General features: G+C 49.3%; 17 protein-coding genes. 9 read left to right on the plus strand and 8 right to left on the minus strand.

The annotated features are described in order from the left end of the window. Positions 1-71: 71 nt before the first annotated feature. Together cutA and EOJ37_RS11630 are read left to right on the plus strand one after the other, a co-directional pair. A complete protein-coding gene (gene cutA / locus EOJ37_RS11625) occupies positions 72-395 on the plus strand; it encodes a divalent cation tolerance protein CutA (protein ID WP_127960079.1) in 324 nt (107 codons plus the stop codon). Next, complete coding sequence (locus EOJ37_RS11630) at positions 371-2,122, plus strand: protein-disulfide reductase DsbD (protein ID WP_127960080.1); 1,752 nt, start codon at positions 371-373, stop codon at positions 2,120-2,122. The genes cutA and EOJ37_RS11630 overlap by 25 nt, the downstream gene beginning before the upstream one ends. A gap of 247 nt (positions 2,123-2,369) precedes the next feature. Here the strand turns inward: EOJ37_RS11630 and EOJ37_RS11635 are convergent, their stop codons facing one another. Then, positions 2,370-2,873 carry a DUF1993 domain-containing protein gene (locus tag EOJ37_RS11635; protein WP_127960081.1) on the minus strand — a complete coding sequence of 168 codons (504 nt, stop codon included), beginning with the start codon at positions 2,871-2,873 and terminating at the stop codon, positions 2,370-2,372. 437 nt (positions 2,874-3,310) lie between these two features. Between EOJ37_RS11635 and EOJ37_RS11640 the strand changes: the two genes are divergently transcribed. The 3 genes from EOJ37_RS11640 (at position 3,311) to ppx (ending at position 7,600) form a co-directional block, all read left to right on the plus strand. Beyond that, on the plus strand, positions 3,311-3,877 hold the full coding sequence (locus EOJ37_RS11640) for a bactofilin family protein (protein WP_162473694.1): 567 nt from the start codon (positions 3,311-3,313) through the stop codon (positions 3,875-3,877). A gap of 107 nt (positions 3,878-3,984) precedes the next feature. After that, entirely contained in the window at positions 3,985-6,048 is a 2,064-nt protein-coding gene (gene ppk1, locus EOJ37_RS11645) for a polyphosphate kinase 1 (RefSeq protein WP_127960083.1), read from the plus strand. A gap of 10 nt (positions 6,049-6,058) precedes the next feature. After that, positions 6,059-7,600, plus strand: coding sequence for an exopolyphosphatase (gene ppx / locus EOJ37_RS11650; RefSeq protein WP_127960084.1), 1,542 nt, complete (start codon positions 6,059-6,061; stop codon positions 7,598-7,600). Between the two features lie 22 nt (positions 7,601-7,622). Here the strand turns inward: ppx and EOJ37_RS11655 are convergent, their stop codons facing one another. The 4 genes from EOJ37_RS11655 to EOJ37_RS11670 form a co-directional block, all read right to left on the minus strand. After that, positions 7,623-9,854, minus strand: coding sequence for a sensor domain-containing phosphodiesterase (locus EOJ37_RS11655; protein ID WP_127960085.1), 2,232 nt, complete (start codon positions 9,852-9,854; stop codon positions 7,623-7,625). A gap of 249 nt (positions 9,855-10,103) precedes the next feature. Next, a complete protein-coding gene (locus EOJ37_RS11660) occupies positions 10,104-10,853 on the minus strand; it encodes an FCD domain-containing protein (RefSeq protein ID WP_127960086.1) in 750 nt (249 codons plus the stop codon). 204 nt (positions 10,854-11,057) lie between these two features. Then, a complete protein-coding gene (locus EOJ37_RS11665) occupies positions 11,058-12,875 on the minus strand; it encodes a glycoside hydrolase family 2 protein (RefSeq protein ID WP_127960087.1) in 1,818 nt (605 codons plus the stop codon). 77 nt (positions 12,876-12,952) lie between these two features. Continuing rightward, complete coding sequence (locus tag EOJ37_RS11670; RefSeq protein WP_127960088.1) at positions 12,953-13,936, minus strand: TRAP transporter substrate-binding protein; 984 nt, start codon at positions 13,934-13,936, stop codon at positions 12,953-12,955. Between the two features lie 300 nt (positions 13,937-14,236). On the opposite strand from EOJ37_RS11670, the gene EOJ37_RS11675 reads away from it, so the two are divergent. Both EOJ37_RS11675 and EOJ37_RS11680 read left to right on the plus strand, forming a co-directional pair. Further along, a complete protein-coding gene (locus EOJ37_RS11675; protein ID WP_127960089.1) occupies positions 14,237-14,758 on the plus strand; it encodes a TRAP transporter small permease in 522 nt (173 codons plus the stop codon). A 15-nt stretch (positions 14,759-14,773) separates the two neighbouring features. Next, the gene (locus EOJ37_RS11680; RefSeq protein ID WP_127960090.1) at positions 14,774-16,075 is read left to right on the plus strand and encodes a TRAP transporter large permease; all 1,302 of its coding nucleotides are present in this window, start codon (positions 14,774-14,776) and stop codon (positions 16,073-16,075) included. Positions 16,076-16,126: 51 nt separating this feature from the next. Here the strand turns inward: EOJ37_RS11680 and arsC are convergent, their stop codons facing one another. The 3 genes from arsC to EOJ37_RS11695 form a co-directional block, all read right to left on the minus strand. Then, the gene (arsC, locus tag EOJ37_RS11685; RefSeq protein WP_127960091.1) at positions 16,127-16,561 is read right to left on the minus strand and encodes a glutaredoxin-dependent arsenate reductase; all 435 of its coding nucleotides are present in this window, start codon (positions 16,559-16,561) and stop codon (positions 16,127-16,129) included. Between the two features lie 65 nt (positions 16,562-16,626). Beyond that, entirely contained in the window at positions 16,627-17,916 is a 1,290-nt protein-coding gene (locus EOJ37_RS11690) for an arsenic transporter (RefSeq protein WP_127960092.1), read from the minus strand. Positions 17,917-18,021: 105 nt separating this feature from the next. Beyond that, positions 18,022-18,354 (minus strand): metalloregulator ArsR/SmtB family transcription factor, encoded by a 333-nt coding sequence (locus EOJ37_RS11695; protein ID WP_127960093.1) that lies wholly within the window; start codon positions 18,352-18,354, stop codon positions 18,022-18,024. A 409-nt stretch (positions 18,355-18,763) separates the two neighbouring features. Between EOJ37_RS11695 and EOJ37_RS11700 the strand changes: the two genes are divergently transcribed. Both EOJ37_RS11700 and EOJ37_RS11705 read left to right on the plus strand, forming a co-directional pair. After that, entirely contained in the window at positions 18,764-20,671 is a 1,908-nt protein-coding gene (locus EOJ37_RS11700; protein WP_127960094.1) for a type VI secretion system Vgr family protein, read from the plus strand. Positions 20,672-20,680: 9 nt separating this feature from the next. Next, positions 20,681-21,109, plus strand: a complete 429-nt coding sequence (locus EOJ37_RS11705) for a DcrB-related protein (RefSeq protein ID WP_127960095.1) — start codon at positions 20,681-20,683, stop codon at positions 21,107-21,109. The last annotated feature ends 130 nt before the right edge of the window (positions 21,110-21,239 follow it).

Raw genomic sequence — 21,239 nt, forward strand, 5'->3', positions numbered from 1 at the left:
CAATCTCAACTTCTAGCTCAGGCAACTTCAATGTATAGTGCTTTGCTATGACTTGATTGAGGGAGCTAACGATGTCTGACTACGATGCTGTCGTCATACTCTGCACCGCACCCGATGAAGCCACTGCACAAGAGTTAGCAACTGGCGTATTGGCGGGGAAACTTGCCGCCTGCGTTACCCTGCTGCCCGGAGCTTCGTCACTGTATTACTGGCAAGGAAAATTAGAACAAGAGTATGAGGTGCAACTGTTATTTAAAAGTCAGCGCCACTGTCAGGACGCTCTGCTCACCCATTTAAAACAACATCACCCATATCAAACACCAGAACTGCTGGTGTTGCCGGTATTGGCTGGAGATAAAGATTATCTGTCATGGCTCAACGATTCGCTAAGTTAATTTTTTTGCTTTGCAACCTGTTACTTCTGTCGTTCAACACACAAGGCGCACTATTTGAACAGCATGTCAGTAACCGTTTTCTTCCGGTTGACCAGGCATTTCCATTTGACTTTCAGCAACAGGACGATCTCCTGATCCTCAACTGGCAGACCCAGCCAGGCTACTATCTTTATCGCCAAGAGATAAAATTGAAACCTAGTCAGGTGACCATCGGCATAGTTAACCTTCCTGCTGGGCTAAATCACATCGACGAATTTTTTGGTAACGTCGTTATTTTGAAGAAACCCTTACAGATCAAAATTCCTTTATTGGAAGTGGGCAAGCAAGCAAGTTTAAGTGTCACTTATCAAGGGTGTGCTGAAAGTGGTTTCTGTTATCCGCCTGAAACACGCATCATCCCACTAGAACCATTCACTGCAGCAAACGTGTCGTTGCAAGCACCGACAAGCCAGAGCAGTGGACAGCCGCTCGCCCTGACGACAGAGAGCAATAGCCCGACATTGCTGCCGTTCTCGCCCCTTTGGGCGCTACTGCTCGGTATGGGTATTGCCTTTACTCCTTGTGTATTACCGATGTATCCGCTGCTAGCGACAATGATTCTTGGTCGCGAGCAACGGCCGCGCCCAGGACGTTTGTTACTGCTAGGAGGAGCCTATGTACAGGGTATGGCAGTGACTTATACCCTGCTGGGGATGGCGGTTGCCGCTGCGGGACTACAATTTCAGGCCGCATTACAGCAGCCTTATGTTTTAATTTTGTTTTCATTACTGTTTATTGCACTGGCGCTGTCGATGTTTGGCTGTTATTCACTGCAATTACCCTCAGCACTGCAAACACGGCTGGCCAATTGGAGCAATACACAGCAAGGCGGTTCGGTATTGGGCGTGTTTGTGATGGGAGCAATTGCTGGCTTAATCTGTTCCCCCTGTACCACCGCACCACTCAGCGCGATCCTGCTCTATATTGCGCAGAGTGGTAATTTGTGGGTTGGCGCAGGTACGCTCTACCTTTACGCGCTGGGCATGGGCATTCCTCTGGTTATCATCACCCTGTTTGGTAGTCACCTATTGCCGAAGCGTGGCCCTTGGATGCAACACGTTAAAGAGGCGTTTGGATTTATTATTTTAGTGGTGCCGGTATTCCTATTAGAGCGGATAGTGAGTGATCAGTGGGATCAACGTCTCTGGAGTCTATTGGCAGTGGCCTTTTTCGGCTGGGCATTTACCGTAAGCCTGAAGGTTACACAAAGCGGCATACGCGTGATCCAGGTGTTATTACTGGCCCTGTTGGTGATTGCTGCCCGTCCACTGCAAGATTGGCTGTTTCCTTCGCTTAGCAACCAACAGCAGGAAACGTCCTCGGTCAATTTTATTGCTGTCACTAATGTGGAACAGCTTTACCGTGCATTGCAGCAAGCGGCAGGTCGACCGGTTATGCTCGATTTTTCTGCTGACTGGTGCCTTGCCTGTAAACAGTTTGAAAAGTACACCTTTAGTGATCCGGCGGTACAACAAACGCTGAGTGATTGGGTGCTATTACAGGCTGACGTCACAGCAAATCAGCCAGAACATATCGCGTTATTGAAGCACCTACAGATCCTCGGCTTACCCAGTATTCTGTTTTTTGATGCTAACGGTAACGAAATTGCTGCCAGCCGCGTAACCGGTTTTCTTGATGCAACCGATTTTAGCGCGCATCTGGCAACACTGGATGTTAAAAAAAATTAGCAGGTAACCGACTGGAATAGGCTGCCAAGAAGCTGCTCTCGGTTCAACTGCCTGTTATGGCAGTGCCTTGCCTGATAAAGCACCACCCACTGCCCCAGACTTCTGCTGTCAGTAGTGTGCAGCGCGTTTAAATGCGGTGGTGCCAACCCAGCGTGCATTAGAGGAGAGGTAACCAACTCTCTGCAACGTCAGTGAAGTGCTCAAATCCGCTACCGGTGGGGTGAAACCGTGGTCACACTATCGGCTGTCACGACATCCCCAAGAAATCCTTCTTACCGATCTCAACACCCTGGTTCCGCAAAATGTTATACGCGGTGGTGAGATGAAAGTAGAAATTCGGTAACGCAAAAGCCAGCAAAAATTTTTGTGCTGTCATCTTCAGGTGATACGACTTGCCCTGTAGTTCGATCTCGCGTTGTTCACTGTTGGCAAAATCACTGGCTTGAAAACTCTTCACATAAGCGAGGGTGTTTTCAATCCGCTGATATAACTGCGCAAAGCTTGTCTCTTCATCCGGCATGACTGGATTTTCCCGGCCGGCAAGTCGTGACACCGCACCCTTGGCAAAATCACAGCTAAGTTGTACCTGCCGTAACAGTGGGTACATATCTTCCGCTAAGCGCGCGTCCAGCAGTTGGCTCTCTGGCACAGCGCCCTGCGCGAGAAAGTGCTCAGCTTTTTTTAAAAGGTGTAACAAATTCTGCAAGCCGTGCTCAAACTGTGCTGGTGCATGTTCATATATCGATAACATAATAAAACCTCCTGATTTAAATAAAGTTACCCATGAAGGCAACCATCCATTACCACATTGAACGAGCAATAATGCCGCCTTGTTAAACAACAGTTGATGCATTCTATGCATTTTCAATAATGAATTGCTACGAATTATTGGGTATCATCTAGCGATTCCCCTGCTGTTGTACGGCAGAACACCGATCGCCGTTCGGCTGCTGACGACTGGGGTCTAACAGGGAATATCCCACTAAAAATGTGAACTTGAACCGAAAATAAAATATGCGTAATTACAATTTGTTGTGGGGCATATGGGTTTTATGGGCGCTATTTATACTATGGCTAACAGGGACCAGCTTCAGTGATATCTATTCAGAACGTGCGTTACCAGTCGCACTTGTCCTTGCAATACTGGCTAGTCTCCTTTTCATATACAAAATAACCAGAGTGAATAAAATGCTGTCATTTAACAAACAGAAAAAAGTTGCTAATGAGTCAAAACCAACGGAAAACGTCGAGCAACGTGAGCCTCAGGTGCAACTTCCCGCCGAGCCTCAGCTAAACCAGCCTACTGAAACCGTTGATGCGAACAAGCCGGTTCGCGCCAAAAAAGATACCTTCATTTCCAACGGAACTTCCTTCACGGGAGTGATTAAAGCGGATGGCAACATCGTTGTTGAAGGACAAGTTGAAGGCAATATCATCTCAATGCACATCGTGCGCATTGAAAACAGCGGTTACGTCAAAGGTGAAGTGCGCGCTCAACAGATTGTTGTCAATGGCGTGCTAGAAGGCAGTTGCTACACAGAATCGGTGTCGATCCAACCGAAAGGCAGTATTCGCGGCGATATTTATGCCGATGAGATCTCGATTGAAAAAGGCGGCACATTTATTGGTCAATCACAACCGATGCAGCCGAACAGCGAACAGCCCAAGATCACCGTGGCGCAGCAGGCATCGGCTCCATTTGAAAATAAAGCACCGGCTTCTCAATCACCCGCAGTGAAACAGAATAAAGCCTAACAGCTGCTAGTAGAGTTAGCCCCACAGCAGGCTATCGATCACTGCCTGTTGTGGCGTAGTTTTGTCGTTTTGAATAGCAAACAGAATCATCTTGTGCTGGAGTGGTGATGAGTCAGGAAAAACGCTATATCGATAAAGAATTGAGCTGGTTATCCTTTAACGAGCGCGTGCTGCAGGAAGCTGCTGACAAAAGTAACCCGTTGATCGAACGAATGCGCTTTCTTGGCATCTATTCCAGCAACCTTGATGAGTTTTATAAAGTGCGTTTCGCCGAACTGAAGCGACGTATTTTGATCAGCGAAGAGCAAGGAGCTGTGGGGGCTTCCCGTCATTTGCTGAAAAAAATTCAGACTAAGGTTTTGAAAGCAGATCAAGAGTTTGACTCGCTGTATAACGAGTTGCTGCTGGAAATGGCACGCAACCAGATTTTTCTGATCAATGAGCGGCAGATATCAGAAAGTCAGCAAATGTGGTTGCGGCAGTACTTTAAACAATATCTTCGCCCGCATGTCACCCCGATCTTAATCAATCACGACACCAATCTGGTGCAGTTTCTGAAAGATGATTACACCTATCTGGCAGTGGAGATCATTCGTGCTGATCAGATCAATTACGCTTTGCTGGAGATCCCTTCAGATAAAGTGCCGCGCTTTGTTAATCTGCCACCAGAGACACCTAGAAGACGCAAGCCAATGATATTAGTTGATAATATCTTGCGTTATTGCTTGGATGACATTTTCAAGGGCTTTTTTGATTACGACCGCTTGCACGCCTATTCAATGAAAATGACCCGCGATGCCGAGTATGATCTGGTCACCGAGATGGAATCCAGCCTGCTAGAGTTGATGTCCTCCAGTTTGAAACAGCGCCTTACCGCTGCACCAGTGCGTTTTGTCTACCAACGCAATATGCCGAATGAGATGGTCGAGTTATTGTTGAATAAATTGGGGATTTCCAGTTATGACTCAGTAATTGCTGGCGGACGTTATCATAACTTTAATGACTTCATAAACTTCCCTAATGTTGGCAAAGCAACCCTGCTTAATCGACCACTGCCGTGTCTACGCCATCTCTGGTTTGATAAGTTTCGCAATGGCTTTGATGCCATCCGACAACAGGATGTTCTGCTTTACTACCCCTACTACACCTTTGAGCATGTGCTGGAGTTTTTGCGTCAAGCCTCGTTTGATCCCTGTGTGTTGGCAATCAAGATCAACATCTATCGGGTGGCGAAGAATTCACGAATTATCGAATCGATGATCCATGCTGCCCACAACGGCAAAAAAGTCACCGTGGTGGTGGAACTACAGGCTCGCTTTGATGAAGAAGCCAATATCGGTTGGGCAAAACGGCTAACCGAAGCCGGTGTCCACGTGATCTTCTCGGCTCCCGGGCTAAAAATTCATGCCAAACTGTTTTTGATTTCACGTCGTGAAGGCGATGAAATTGTGCGTTATGCCCATATTGGCACCGGTAATTTCAATGAAAAAACTGCTCGAACCTATACCGATTACTCTCTGTTAACCGCTGATGCACGGATCACCAACGAAGTACGTCGGGTATTTAATTTTATCGAGAATCCCTATCGGCCAGTCAGTTTTGACTACCTGATGGTGTCACCGCAAAACTCGCGACAGATGCTTTACCGGCTGATTGATAGTGAGATTAACAATGCGACTGAAGGGAAAAAAGCCAGCATCACACTTAAAATCAATAACCTGGTTGACAATGATCTTATAGAGCGTCTCTATGATGCGGCATCTGCTGGGGTAAAAATACGTCTGCTGATCCGTGGTATGTGTGCGCTAATTCCGGATCTGCCTGGCATGGCAAATAACATTCAGGTGATCAGCATTGTCGACCGTTATCTGGAACACGATCGGGTCTATATTTTTGAAAACAGTGGTGATAAACGTGTTTATCTTTCGTCCGCTGACTGGATGACACGTAACATCGACTACCGTATCGAAGTGGCGGTAGCACTGCTTGATCCAACGCTGAAACAACGTGTTATTGATATAATTGAAATTTTATTTAGCGATACGGTTAAGGCACGCTATCTTGATCGATCTTTGAGTAACCAGTATGTACCGCGTGGTAATCGCCGCAAAGTGCGTGCCCAAACAGCAATCTACGATTACCTAACCGCATTCGAACAATCAGGATATTAGGTTACTCACCATGCCACTAACCAGCAGTGTTATGCGTAATAGCAGCGGTAATACAGCTTCAGAGATCGCAGCTATTGATCTCGGCTCAAACAGCTTTCATATGGTGATAGCACGTATCGTCAATGGCGCTTTACAGGTGATCGGGCGTCTAAAACAGCGCGTTCACCTGGCTGATGGTCTCGACCACGAAAATCGTCTCAGTGAAGAGGCTATCGAACGCGGTTTAGCCTGTCTGGCACTGTTTGCCGAGCGGTTACAGGGTTTCCCAGCTGATAATGTTGCGATTGTCGGCACACACACCTTGCGGCAGGCGATCAATGTCGAAACCTTTCTCACCCGCGCCGCAGCGGTGCTCCCCTATCCAATTGAGATTATTTCAGGTCAAGAAGAGGCCCGGCTGATCTTTATGGGCGTTGCTCATACCCAGCCAGAGAAAGGTCGCAAATTAGTGATCGATATCGGCGGTGGCTCTACCGAATTGGTGATTGGTGAAAATTTTCAGCCGCTACTGGCAGAGAGTCGGCGCATGGGGTGTGTCAGTTTTGCACAGCAATTTTTCCCCAATGGGGAGATTAATGCCACCCACTTTACCCGTGCTCGTGTGGCTGCAGCACAGAAGTTGGAATCTCTCGCCTGGCAATACCGGATTCAGGGTTGGCAATATGCACTAGGTGCGTCAGGCAGTATCAAAGCAACGCAAGAGGTTCTTATTGCAATCGGCGAAAAAGATGGCTTGATCACCCCTGCCCGCCTTGAGTTACTGCGTGAAAAGGTGCTGCAATTTAGTCATATCGACTCACTGCAACTGCCTGGCCTGACCGAAGAGCGTCAGCCGGTGTTTGTTTCTGCATTGGCGATTTTATCCGGCATCTTCGATGCGCTTGCATTGCGCGAACTGCGTTTTTGCGATGGTGCGCTGCGTGAAGGGGTGTTGTACGAAATGGAGCACCGTTTCCGTCATCAAGACATTCGGATGCGCACGGCTTCCAGCCTGGCTGAACACTACAATATTGATCGTGAACAGGCAAAACGGGTGCTAACAACCGCCCAACGGCTTTATCGCCAATGGCAACAGCAGAATGAGCAACTGGCCCAACCACAACTCGAGGCTCTGCTAAACTGGGCCGCGATGCTGCATGAGGTCGGGTTAACCATCAATCACAGCGGCATTCAGCGCCACTCAGCCTACATTTTACAGCACAGTAATCTGCCTGGCTTCAGTCAAGAGCAGCAACTGCTGCTGGCGACGTTGGTTCGTTTTCACCGCAAAAGCATCAAACCTGACGAGTTGCCCAGCTTTAATCTGTTTAAGAAAAAACACTATTTGCCACTGATCCAGCTACTGCGCCTCAGTGTGTTACTGAATAATCAACGCCAAGCGACCACTGCTGTCGAAACCTTGCGCCTCAGCACCGATCACCACCACTGGACACTCTATTTTCCACCCGGCTATCTGGCGAAAAATAGCCTGGTGCAGCGAGATATTGAACGCGAACAAGCTTACTGGCAGCAGGTGGTCGGCTGGCAATTACAGATCGCCGAAGCGTGCTGAGACTGCCAGCCCGTGGTCGCCTCTACCTTCCCCTCTTCTTGCTGGCCTGAGCGGAGAGTGTCGCCAGTGGCTGTGGTTTGCCAATAAAGCTGCCCTGCATATAATCAATACCGAGATTTTTCACTATTTCACGTAACTCTGCTGAATCCACCCCTTGTGCCACAATAGCGAGTCGACGCATCAGTGCCACCTTACAAATGGAAGCAACGATCTGATAATCCAGTCGACTGGTTAACATGGCTTGCACAAACTGCGCATCAATTTTTAATGTATTAACCTCCGGAAGTTGCTTGAGGCGCTGATAGCTAGCATAGCCTGTGCCAAAATTATCCAGGCTAATATGGCAGCCTGCCTGATGTAATTCACGCAGTGAGTTTCTCACCTGTTTCACATCAGGAACCAGATGTGATTCAGTTACCTCCAGGATCAGTTGATACGGCTCGATATGGTGGCGACGCAATGCTCGCTGTATATCCTGCGATAGGCTGGAGCGGCACAATGAAGAGGGGGATAAATTTAGCGCAAAACGAACACTGGGCATCGTCTCTCGCTGGCTGGCAACAAATTTCAGTGTCTGCTCCAACACCCAGCTATCAAGCTGATAAGCCAAACCAAACTCGTGTGCAATGGGCAAAAACTCAGCCTCCGGCACTGATTTACCATCATCATCCAGCAGCAACGGGTGGATCTCATAGTAACTGTCACCACGTGTACCGAGGATCGGCTGAGCCATCAGCACAACGCTATTGCTGTCTAGCGCATGCTGGATCAAGTGCAATAATCTGACTTTGCGTTTCATCTCATCTTGCACCACCTGGTGATCTCTTAGCGCACCCTCTGGTCGCCCGGTATTCAATGAGACCTCCGCCAGTGCGCTTAGCTCACTCAGTAGCAAGTGTAAATGGCTAATATCAGAATAAACCCCACAATAACCGACACCCACTGCCGGATGGATCGGTAACCCATCACAGACCAAGCGAAAATCCTCCAACACCTGCTGGACTTTTTTCACTCTGGCCTGCTTGTTAAACCCATTCAAGCGCAACACCAGATCATAGCCCGGCAGATGGTAAACCCCTTCATCCTGTTCCAATACCTGCCGTAACTTTGTCGCCAGTTCCTGTTTGAAACGGATACGTAGCTGCATTCCATAGTTACGGCTGAGTAAATCCAGCTCGGTAATGCGCAAAAAGCAGAGTGTCGAACGTGGAACTTTGACTAAATCACGTTTCAAGGCGCGCAAATTGGGCAAGCCAATCACCGGATCATTCAGTGAAGCCGCCTGCCCTTTGGCGTAATCCATGCGCTGCCGCGTGTGTACCGCAGAGGTCAATAAAATGCTGAGGCTAAATACCAGCATGATGGACGAGATCATCATCAAGCTGTGAAGTAAATTATCCCACTGTACATAGCCGGGATAGTTTAAGAACAGCACCAGCAGGCTGATCGCCCAAACGATGCAATTAAACTGGTAGCCAAAACGTATCCCGCTGTACAGCATCAGCGGTAGCAGTAGCGTCAAACTGTAGTCAGGAACCTGCTGGCGATATGTCAGCGCCGAAGGATAAACCAGCACCACGAGTAAACCCGTCAATAACAGCAGCCAGAGCTGTAGCTCAGTTTTGGTTACTGAAGGCGCCATTTCTCCCTTGATACGCCGCCATAACACCTGCGCAAAGCGGGGTTTTTTAATGATGCGCAACAATAGATAGAACAGTTGGCTGGAAGAGAGGCAGGCCATTAATATCGCCTGGGAATTAATCATTGCATGTAACCAATTGCCACGCTGAGAGAGCATTCCCAGTTCATCAGGCAGCAGATGCAGCGAGATCACCACCTGTAAGCTCATGATAAATAATAGTGGCGGCACAAGGATCAACCAGATAAGCCGCTGTTTGCTCAACTTCAATTCCGTGAAGCACAGATAACGTCGGCTACGGTGCTGCCAGCGATAACCCCACCAGCAAAGGCTTAAACAGAACAGGTAAACCAGTGTAACAATGATGCTAGGTTCTAAGCTGGCGCGGCTGGCATAACGGATAAAAATGGCTAGCGTGATCCCGAGTAAAGCACGTTCACCATACGCCATCAGCAACGAAAAACAGAGGGCTAACGGCATATAGATCAAGTAGAGTTTGCCATCCGGCAGCATAATCCGTGGCGAAAGCCAGCCTGCCACCTCAACCAGAAAAAGGCTCATCAGCAACGGCTGTCCCCACCAGCGATCACGCAACTTGTGCCAAATTTTCAACATACTCACCAAGCTATTTTTAGCAAAAAAAACCAACAAAAACACATTTTGAACAATAATAATCTATTTAAACAAAATTAAAAATCACTAAAACCGCATTAGTGCAATTCTAATGGCTTATGTGCTGTGGCTATGTGGTGCTTTCATCGCTGCGCCAGCGGCTGCAAATGCGCTCAAAACTCGCTGTCGCCGAGGCAGCCTGACCAGGCTGCGTGTGAGAAGTTGGTGATTTTTTAAATCAAAGGGTGAGATTCAAGGGAAAAGGTAGCCATCAAATTTCGGATCATCAACATCTGACAGTTTAAACAGCACCTGTTTCACATTCTCTAAATGCTCCCACATCGCTTTGCGCGCCGCTTCGGGTGAACGTTTTTGCAGCGCAACCAAAATACGCTCGTGATCCAGCAACCAGGCTTGGCGATAATCCTGATTCGTGATGCGCGAGTGTAGCTGGCGCCACATAGAACTTTGGTGACGCCGTAACCAGAGATCGTTAGCGATATCAGCCAGAATGCTGTTCTGTGATGCTTCGGCAATGATCAGATGAAACAGCTCATCGCTGTCATAATCACCCGCGCCAGATTCAAGACGCTGTCTTTCGGTATTGAGCGCATCACGCAGACGCTGAATATCACTTTTGGTAATGTGTCTGGCGGCCACCGCAGCTATTTCACTTTCAACGACCTGGCGCGCTTGCAGCAACTCAAATGGCCCGATATCTGAGCTGGCACGCGGTGTGGCAGTGTGAGCCGTTTGGCTCTCTTGATGGGGAATACCAATCAGATAGACACCTGATCCTTTGCGTACTTCCACCAGCCCCCGGATCTCTAGCATGATGATCGCCTCACGCACCACTGAGCGGCTTACTCTCATCTCTTCTGCAATGTCCCGCTCTGGGGGTAAACGGTCACCTAGCTTGAATTCGCCTTTTAAAATACGCTGTTGCAGTGAACAAGCGATCTGTTGGTACAATCTTTTCGGTTGCGACATTGCGCTGTTCATGGATGTTCTCGCCAGTGTTCTTTCTTGTCAGCGGTTAGGGTAAGTGAGCGCTGATAGTTCGTCAAATAGTGTGTTAGCCTATCCTATGACAAAATAACAGATTATTATCTGTCCAAATTGCCATAGTGTCGCATATTAACCACAAAATGCCCGTTGACTGTCGCTCAATCCCAGCTTAACGTGATGCGCTCGGTCCAGCCTCTGCTACTCGTGATACGATGAGCGCGATTTCAACTTGGCATAAAACTCAGCCAGTAGGTGAAAAGCCTGCTTTTTGGTGACCTTATCATTTGCAATTAATCCCTTGCGATTCCAGCCGCGTTGAAAAACATTCTGTCGCCGTTCCACCCGAAACTCATATAAGATCCAAGGCGAGATGCCTTTTATGTAATCCATTTTGGCCAAGTAGTCGATCTGCTTGCGATAAACTTCACTCATATAAGATTCACTGAACAAGCCGCTGGTCGGAGCGCCTTCGCCAATAAAACCATCAGCACCGGTTTCTGAAATCACGACCGGTTTTGACGGATTTGAGTTCTCACCGAGCGCCAGCAAATCATCAAAATTCTCTTCATACCAGCCGTAATACTCATTAATACCTATCAGATCAAGGTGTTCAGCCAAACGATCTTCGATCCGATTTTGCGCATGGTTAACCAAACAGGCAGCCGAAACCAACCGGCAAGGATCATAGCGACGGGCGGTGTTAACCAGCTCGGCCATGAAACCCAGGCGTGCATCGGTGTCGGCATTCTCATTACCGACCGACCAGATGATAACGCTGGCGCGGTTGCGATCGCGCTTAATCATCTCGATCAGTTGGTTTTCTGCGTCACGATAAGTGGCAGGATTCTGGAAATCAATCGCCCAGTAAACCGGGATCTCGGCCCAGATCAATAGCCCCAACTCATCAGCCAACTGAGTAGCCCACTCATGGTGGGTATAGTGAGCGAAGCGTAGATAGTTGCAGTTTAACTGTTTAGCATGGTGAAAACGGCGTTTAAGATCATCCATTGTCACCACTTTACCCAGCGCTACGTCATCCTCATGTACGCTGATCCCACGCAAGAAGATGCTGGTACCATTTAACAAGATTTCTGTACCGTTGACCTCAATTTGGCGAAAACCGACCCGATCGGTGACGCGATCTTGTGCAAACTCTGCAACTACGGTGTAAAGTTTCGGCCGTTCAGGAGACCACAATTCAGGTTCAGCGTTGATCTCAATCGACCCTTTGCCCGCTGTCAGCATAATCGTGCATCTGAGGTTGAGTTCAGCAATGCTCACCACAACCTGCGGGTGATCACTGTCAACTTCACCCTCGGTTTCAACATCAATATGGATTTGATTATATTGCCGATTAGGAACCAGGTAGAGGTGTAGATCACGGATCAACGCACCGGGCGTGCGCACAATCTCAATATCACGATAAATACCGCCATAGTTGAACCAGTCAGTATTACGCATCGGCACACGATCCAGCGTGCGGCTGTTATTGACACAGCACATGATCCAGTTGCGGCCAATACGCAACTTGCCGGTAAATTCGGCAAACAGTGGTGTCGAACCGCCGTAGTGATTACCGATAAATTCACCGTTAATAAATACTTTGCAGTCATACTGTGCTGCACCAATACGCAAAAAAACCCGTTCATCGGCACTGTTGGGCTGGTATTCCCATGCGCGGGTATACCAAGCACTGCCCTCAAAAAAGTACCACTCCTTTTTCTGCATCTGCCAACAGGAAGGAACCGGAATGGTTTCACCGACATAGGGATCATAATCCCAAGGCTCAGTGCGCTGTTCGGCCGGAGTTGGCTGCATCTGATACCAACGCTGACGCAAACCGGTATCCAACAGGTCGACAGCAAAGTTCCAGTCACCATTCAGTGACTCCCGCTGGCGTCCGCCGATAAACAGCATATTACGATGGTTCAGGTTTTGCAGATTAAATGGCAGATCATACTGCTCATCATGTAGGCAATTGATAGCATTCTCTGCCAAGTGTGAGCGTTCCAGCATGGTGATCCCCTAAATTCGGCAGGCAAGGCGATGATGAGCAGCGAATAGGCTACCCATCATCATATCGTCATCAGTTGTTATTTGCTGTTCGCCAACAGATCAATACTGCGTACATAGTTGGCAATCACCGGGTTATTCAGCGCTGCATCATGCATCGGTTTAACCGCATTGATAAATGCTTGCTTATCAACACGAACAAATCGAACACCCATTGCCGATTTAGCTTGTTCGATCGAACGCTGAGTCATCTCTGTCCATAGCTTTTTGTGAAATTCCATTGACTCTAAAGCCGCCTTTTTCAGCGCCTGTTGATCTTGTGGCTTAAGTTGCTGCCAAGTTTTGGTGCTGATCACTAACACATCCGGGATCATGGTGTGTTCATCTAAGCTGAAAATTTTTGCCACTTCACCATGACGTGCTGTGGTCAATGCGGTTTCATTATTCTCGGCACCATCGACAACCCCCTGTTGCAGCGCGGTATATAGCTCACCATAAGCCAGCGGAGTTGGCGCTCCGCCCATCATCTTCACCATTTCGACCGCAGTTGGGCTTGGCTGAACCCTGATTTTTAATCCTTTAAGATCAGTTGGAGTACGGATCTCTTTATTGGCATAGAAACTTCGTGCGCCGGCATCGTAATAGGTCAAACCAATAAAGCCCTTCTTTTCTGACGCCAGCAAAATTTTCTCGCCCACATCAGCCTGCATCGCACGGTAGTAGTGATCGCGATCGATAAACAGATAAGGAATATTGAAGGCACCATAGGCCGGCTCAAATGCTTCCAGCTCACTGGCATTCGATTTAGCCAGCTGTAGCGCACCATTCTGCAGCAGCTCCATCGATTCACGTTGGGTGCCGAGTTGACCATTAGGATAGATCCGCACCCGGATCTCACCGTTTGAGTACTCTTTCGCCTTATCCGCCATGTATTGCATCGACTTGTGTACCGGATGATCACGGTCTTGGTTATGGCTGAGTTTAAGTGTTGTGACTGCAAAAGCAGGAAAAGTGAGTGTGCTAGCCAGCGTACAAATGGCTAATAGCTTTTTGTTCAACCCCATTGGAGCCTCCGTACATTTATTGTCGGTCAGTCAGCCGTGGCACTTGGTTAACCAGATTGAGCTGCTTGCTTAAAAAGAACAGGTTACGCCGGCAATGTGACGCACAATTGCACCATTTTCAATCAAAAAAACCGCACAGGTTGACCAATATCACACTTTGGTTAACTGGATTGGCCGGACCAATTTAGTTGTGAGCTTGATCACAAGATGAAGCATTACTTTGTGGTTAAATCGCGGACACCTTGATTTTGTATTTATTTTTACAAGAGTAGCCAATGAGTTGCTGCTCTGGAGGTTCTGATGAACAGACTCATCACCATCATGAATAGCGTGTTGTCGTGGTGCTGCATCTCATTGAGCAGTGTGTTGGTACTCTGCGTCTCATGGCAGGTGTTTTCGCGCTATGTGCTAAACAATCCAAGCACCTCGACCGATGAGATCGCGCGCTTTCTGTTTATCTGGGTTGGCTTAATGGGGGCCGCCTATACCATGGGGCAGAAACGTCACTTGGCAATCGACCTGCTGGCAATGAAACTGGAAAAAAAACCGCTGCAACTCAGCAACCTGAATATATTGATTAGCTTGCTTAGCCTCTGTTTTGCCTGCGTGATCATGATCTACGGCGGTAGCAAGTTAATGCTGAAAACATTGGCCACTGGCCAGATCTCACCAGCGCTGGGCATTGAGATGGGGCTGGTCTACGCTGCCGTGCCGTTAAGCGGCCTATTGATGATGATCTACATTCTGCGCGACCTGTTCGAATTAATTGTTAAACGCCAACAGTTGATTTCGCCCACTGAAACAAAAACACATATTAACTAAATAAGGGATATCACCGTGGAATGGCAAATTCTGATTGTGCTGTTTGGTAGTTTCTTTTTCCTGTTGGCGCTCGGTGTTCCTATCTCATTTGCGATCGGACTGTCTTCGCTACTGAGCGTGCTGATGTCGCTGCCGTTTGATGCTGCTATTGCAGTGATCTCGCAAAAAATGGCCTCGGGTCTGGATAGTTTCACTCTGCTGGCTATCCCCTTCTTTATATTGGCTGGCAATATCATGAATCAGGGTGGCATTGCGATCCGACTGATTGAACTGGCTAAAGTACTGGGTGGTCGCCTGCCTGGCTCCTTGGCCCATGTCAATATTATCGCCAATATGATGTTCGGTGCTATTTCTGGCTCTGCGGTGGCCTCAGCAGCGGCAGTTGGCGGCACCATGTCCCCATTGCAAAAGAAAGAAGGCTATGATCCAGCCTATTCTGCTGCCGTTAACATCACCTCCTGCCCAACTGGGTTACTGATCCCTCCCAGCAACACATTTATTGTTTACTCGCTGATCTCTGGCGGAACATCAATTGGCGCGCTGTTTCTGGCCGGTTATCTGCCTGGCATTATCATGGGGTTGAGCTTGATGCTGGTCGCCGGTGTGATTGCTAAAAAACGCGGCTATCCACTAGCACCAAAACCTTCGCGCGCCGAAGTATTGAAGAAACTGTTCGATGCGTTGCCGAGTCTGGGATTGATCATCATCATCATGGGCGGCATTATCGGTGGCATTTTCACTGCGACTGAAGCATCAGCAATTGCAGTCATTTATACCCTGATCCTTGCCGTGCTGATTTACCGTGAGGTGAGTCTGAAACAGTTACCGGCGATTATTCTGGAGTCTGTTGTCACCACTTCGATTGTGCTGCTGTTGATCGGTGCGTCGATGAGCATGTCCTGGGCAATGGCAAATGCAGATATTCCCTATCTGATCAGCGATGCTTTGTTGGCGATTTCCGAAAACCCGATCATCGTGCTGCTGATTATCAACCTGACCCTGCTGATTGTCGGTATCTTTATGGATATGACACCAGCGCTACTGATTTTCACCCCGATTTTCCTGCCGATTGCCCAAGATTTGGGCATGGATCCAGTCCATTTCGGTGTGATGATGACCTTCAACCTCTGTATCGGTATTTGTACCCCGCCTGTAGGCAGTGCGCTGTTTATCGGCTGCTCGGTCGGCAAGGTGAAAATTGATAAAGTCATCAAGCCATTATTACCATTCTATGCCGTGTTAGTGTCGGCATTGATGTTAATTACTTTTGTGCCACAAATCAGCTTAGCGCTTCCACGCCTGTTTTTGGGTTACTGATCTCACCCAAAAGGGCGAAAGTACAGCCACGTATTTTCGCCCTGCACTTTGCTACTGCCCTTTTATCACTCGGTTACCTTGTGCATCAACCACTTGCTCACCATCCTCCTTGCTAAAAGCGGCACGTTGCGCATCTGGCAAAATCTCGAGCACCACTTCAGAAGGACGGCATAATTTAGTGCCCAGTGGCGTGACAACGATCGGGCGATTGATCAAGATGGGATATTGCAGCATAAAGTCGATCAGTTGTTGATCACTAAAATGCGTGTCCTCTAACCCTAATTCTTGATAAGGATCAACATTCTTGCGTAATAGTGCCCGTGGTGTGATCGCCATATCAGCAAGCAGTTTCACCAGTTGCTCACGACTGGGCGGTGTCTCTAAATAGAGAATTACCGTCGGTTCGGTACCACTATTGCGAATAAGTGCCAAGGTGTTACGGGATGTTCCACAGGCTGGATTGTGATAAATAGTGACCTTGCTCATGACTGTGATCTCTCAGATTGAAAAGCCAGCAAGCGGCTGCCGCTGGCGAGATGGTTGAAGAATGGTTACCAGGAAATAGATAGTCTTAGCGCTAATGCCAGCAGTGTCACCAACAACACTGGCAACGTCATGACAATACCTACCCGGAAATAATATCCCCAGGTGATGGTCATATTTTTTTGTGCTAACACATGTAGCCATAACAGCGTCGCTAAACTGCCAATCGGCGTAATTTTAGGCCCCAGATCGCTGCCAATAACGTTGGCATAGATCATTGCCTGCTTGATGGTTCCGGTGACTGAACTGCCATCAATCGAGAGTGCGCCAACCAACACTGTCGGCATGTTGTTCATGATGGAGGAGAGAAATGCCGTCAGAAAGCCAGTGCCCAATGTTGCCAACCATAATCCCTGTTCACCTAATTGATTCAGCACCATAGAAAGATAATCGGTGAGACCGGCGTTACGCAGACCATACACCACCAGATACATACCGAGTGAGAAGATCACAATTTGCCAAGGTGCTCCGCGCAGTACTTTTCCGGTGTTGATCGCATGGCCATGTTTGGCTACCGCCAACAGAATAGCCGCACCTAACGCAGCAACCAAGCTGACAGGAACCCCTAACGGTTCCAAGGCAAAGAAACCGACCAACAGCAGCAGTAATACCAACCACCCTGTTCTGAAGGTATTCAGATCACGGATCGCCTGTTTTGGCGCTTTCAGTAACGACAAATCATAAGTCTGAGGTATTTCTTTGCGGAAAAACAGATGCAGCATCACCAGTGTCGCCGCAATCGCAGCAAAGTTAACCGGTACCATAACAGCGGCATATTCACTGAAGCCGAGGTTGAAAAAATCTGCTGAGACTATGTTGACCAAATTCGACACGATCAGTGGCAGGCTAGCGGTATCGGCAATAAATCCGGCCGCCATAACAAATGCTAAGGTAGCACCACGGCTAAATCCTAATGCCAGCAGCATGGCAATGACAATCGGTGTCAGGATCAGTGCCGCACCATCGTTGGCAAACAGCGCAGAAACGGCTGCTCCCAGCAAGATGATATAGCTGAATAGTAGACGCCCACGCCCATTACCCCAGCGCGCGACATGCAGTGCAGCCCATTCAAAGAAACCGGACTCATCCAGTAATAAGCTGATAATAATCACTGCAATAAAGGTTGCTGTCGCATTCCAGACGATCTGCCAAACCACGGGAATATCGCTTAGCTGCACCACACCAGCAAACAGTGCCAGTATCGCCCCAAATGTGGCACTCCAGCCAATACCCAACCCGCGCGGTTGCCAAATGACCAGTACGATAGTCAGAATAAAAATCGCTCCTGCCAATAACATGATGCCCCCATAAGACAACGGTGGTTGCCGTAATAAAATATTGGTTGATTAATCGACTGGTAATCATATATGGAAAAACATATATGAATAAGCAAATTTTTTCGATCAGCAGCAGTCCTTTTCAGTCTGCTTGCCTGCCTGTAGCAAAACGCGCTGATCGCCTTGAGCAAGGTAAGCTTGCTCTAACACACCGAATACCCATGCCGGCAGATGTGGAGAGAGCCGATAGTAGATCCACTTGCCGTCACGGCGATCTAACAAAAGCCCAGATTCTCTCAGCATTGACAGATGACGAGAAATCTTTGGCTGCGACTCTTTCAGACTACTGCACAGTTCACACACACACAATTCACCCGATTTCAGTAACAGTAATGTGGTGTTCAGTCGCGTCGCATCTGATAAAATTTTGAACAATTGTAATGAGGTAAGCATTATCATGCAGACTCCGAATTGTGCTGACGACGCATCTTATGCAGGCTACACATAAAGTCAAGCAAGATGCCGTTCAGCCATTGGGCGCTGTCATAACGACGACCAAGACCCGAGTTCCAAGAAGGTAATTAGCCAGCGCTCAACCTTGGCTGATTTTGTCCCAGTGGCAGGTAGTCTGCATCTCTGCTAACACCGATGATTGCTCTGTAACAGCCAGACACCCTGTATTAAAATAGGGTAATAAAACCACTTTCTTTCCATGTAATTGCGTGATTTAATCCGAAAACAGTTATCAACCTATCGTCCAAGCTATGCTTTTTAGCTGTTTCTGTATCGAGAATAACTCGCAGTAATCAGAACCACTAAAACTAAGCCATTTACGCACGTAATCAACGCGAGATCAGGGAATGTGAACATGAGTACTCAACCCAGTGGATTGCAATTTACCCTCAGCGCCGGCGGCCAACCGGCTGGCACCTTCGCCGTAGTCGACTTTACCCTTAACGAACACTACTCCTCGCTGTTTGAACTGGAACTTAACCTCGCCAGCGCTGATCCGGCGATTGATTTTGATGCCGTGCTCGATCGCGGTGCCAAACTCTCGGTGTGGCGTGACGGCGTGCTACAACGCACCGTTTCCGGCATCGTCACCCGCTTTGAACAGGGCGACACCGGCTTCCACCAAACCCGTTACCGCATGGAAGTGCGCCCCAGCCTGTGGCGCTTGGGCTTGCGCCGTAACTCACGTATCTTCCAGCTTGAAACCATCGAACAGATCATCAGCAAACTGCTGCGTGAAGCACAAATCGTTGATTTTGCCTTTGGCCTGCGCCACCCGCACCCGGCACGCGAATTCTGCGTCCAGTATCAAGAGACTGACCTTGAATTTATCCAGCGCCTGGCCGCCGAAGAGGGCATCTTCTACTACTTTGAATTTAACCAAGGCCGCCACACCGTGGTGTTTGCCGATGACAACGGCATCATCCCGAAAAAAGCCAGCCTGCCCTACAACCCGAACGTCGCGGCACAAGCGCAAGAGCTGTGCGTCAACAGCTTTATCCGCAGCGCCCAAGTGCGCCCCGCCGTGGTACAAATGAAGGATTACACCTTCAAAAACCCACGCTGGGATGCAACATTCACCCAACAGGCCAGCGGCCAAATCTACCAGCGTACCAGTTACGAACACTTTGATTTCCCGGGTCGCTTCAAAGATGAGCAGCACGGCAAAGACTTCACCCGCTACCGGCTTGATGCCCTGCGCAATGATGCCAGCCTCGGCCACGGCACCAGCAACGACTTCCGCCTGCAACCCGGCATCCGCCTGACGCTGAGCCAGCACCCGCGCGCCGACCTGAACTGCGCCTGGCAACTGATCGCCACCCGCCACAGCGGCCAACAGCCACAAGCGATGGAGCAGGAAGCGGGCGACAAAGGCACCCACCTCACCAGCGAGTTCCAGTTTATCCCGCGCACCCAGACCTGGCGCCCTAGCCCACTGCCAAAACCGCTGATGGATGGCCCACAAATCGCCAAAGTGGTCGGCCCTGGTAACGAAGAGATCTTCTGCGATGAACACGGCCGCGTGCGGGTACAATTCCCGTGGGATCGCTACGGCAACAGCGACGACCACAGCTCATGCTGGATCCGCGTCAGCCAGCCGTGGGCAGGACAAGGCTGGGGCATGATCGCCATCCCGCGTGTCGGCCAAGAAGTGGTGGTCGACTTCCTGCATGGCGACCCGGATCAACCGATCGTCACCGGGCGCACCTATCACGCGGTGAACCGCGCCTCACTGCCATTGCCAATGGCAAAAACCCAGATGGCGTTTCGCAGCAAAACCCACAAAGGCGAAGGCTACAACGAACTGCGTTTTGAAGACGCCAAAGGCATGGAAGGGCTATTCCTGCACGCCCAGCGCGACATGACCACCCAGGTACTGCATGATCGGACAACCACGGTCAACAACAACCACACCGAGACCATCATCGGCCACCAACACACCACCCTGACCGAAGGCAACCGCCAGATCGAAGTGCAAAAAGGCAACGACAGCAAAGTGGTCGCCAGCGGCGCACTCAGCGAACAGATCGCCAAAGCAAAAACCATCAGCGCCGACAGCCTGCACGTTGCCGTTGCCGCCAGCCAAGGCGAAGCCAGCTCCGGCCATCAGGTATTTGTTGCCGACCAGGGCATCGCACTCGGAGTGGGCAAAAGCCAAATTGTGCTCAAACCGGACTGCATCATCATCAACATTGGCGATTCGGTGATCCAACTGAGCGAAAGCGGCATCACCATTAATGGCAAGAGTGTATTTATTAACTAGGGGATTAGCATGTTATATCAATTAAATGAAGGCGTGATTGCGCTACCGGAAGGCTGGCAGGACGAAACACTCAACGCGTTCTCCTCCCCCGACAACAGCGGCCTCAACCTGGTGATCACCCGCCAGCCCTTGCCATTTGGCGCCGACCAAGCGGAATTTATCGACAGCGTTTGCCAGCAATACGCCGACAACCTGCCGGAGTACCAGCAACATGAACGGCGTAGCCTGGTGGTCGCGGAAAAAAACGCTACCCTGCTCGATTACCACTGGATCAGCAGCGAAGGGCAAATTGACCAACTGGTCGTCATGCTGATTGAGCAGAACGTGTTGCTCTCCTTCACCGTCAGCAGCGCACAAGGGCTGGGTGAAACACAAAAACAGCAGATGCTGGCAGTGATCGGCAGCCTGCAATTAACCCCCACAGCCACGGAACAGTAACCGCAGGAGACGACAACGATGTCGACAACACCAAACGGAGAGCCGCTGGGGGCGCGGCTCGGCGCCTCAATAGTGGGCCGGATGCAAGGGTTGCAACGGCTACAGGGCGAACAACAGCAGCGTGAACAGC

The sequence above is a fragment of the Serratia microhaemolytica genome (assembly GCF_004011885.1).
GTDB lineage: Bacteria > Pseudomonadota > Gammaproteobacteria > Enterobacterales > Enterobacteriaceae > Serratia_G > Serratia_G microhaemolytica.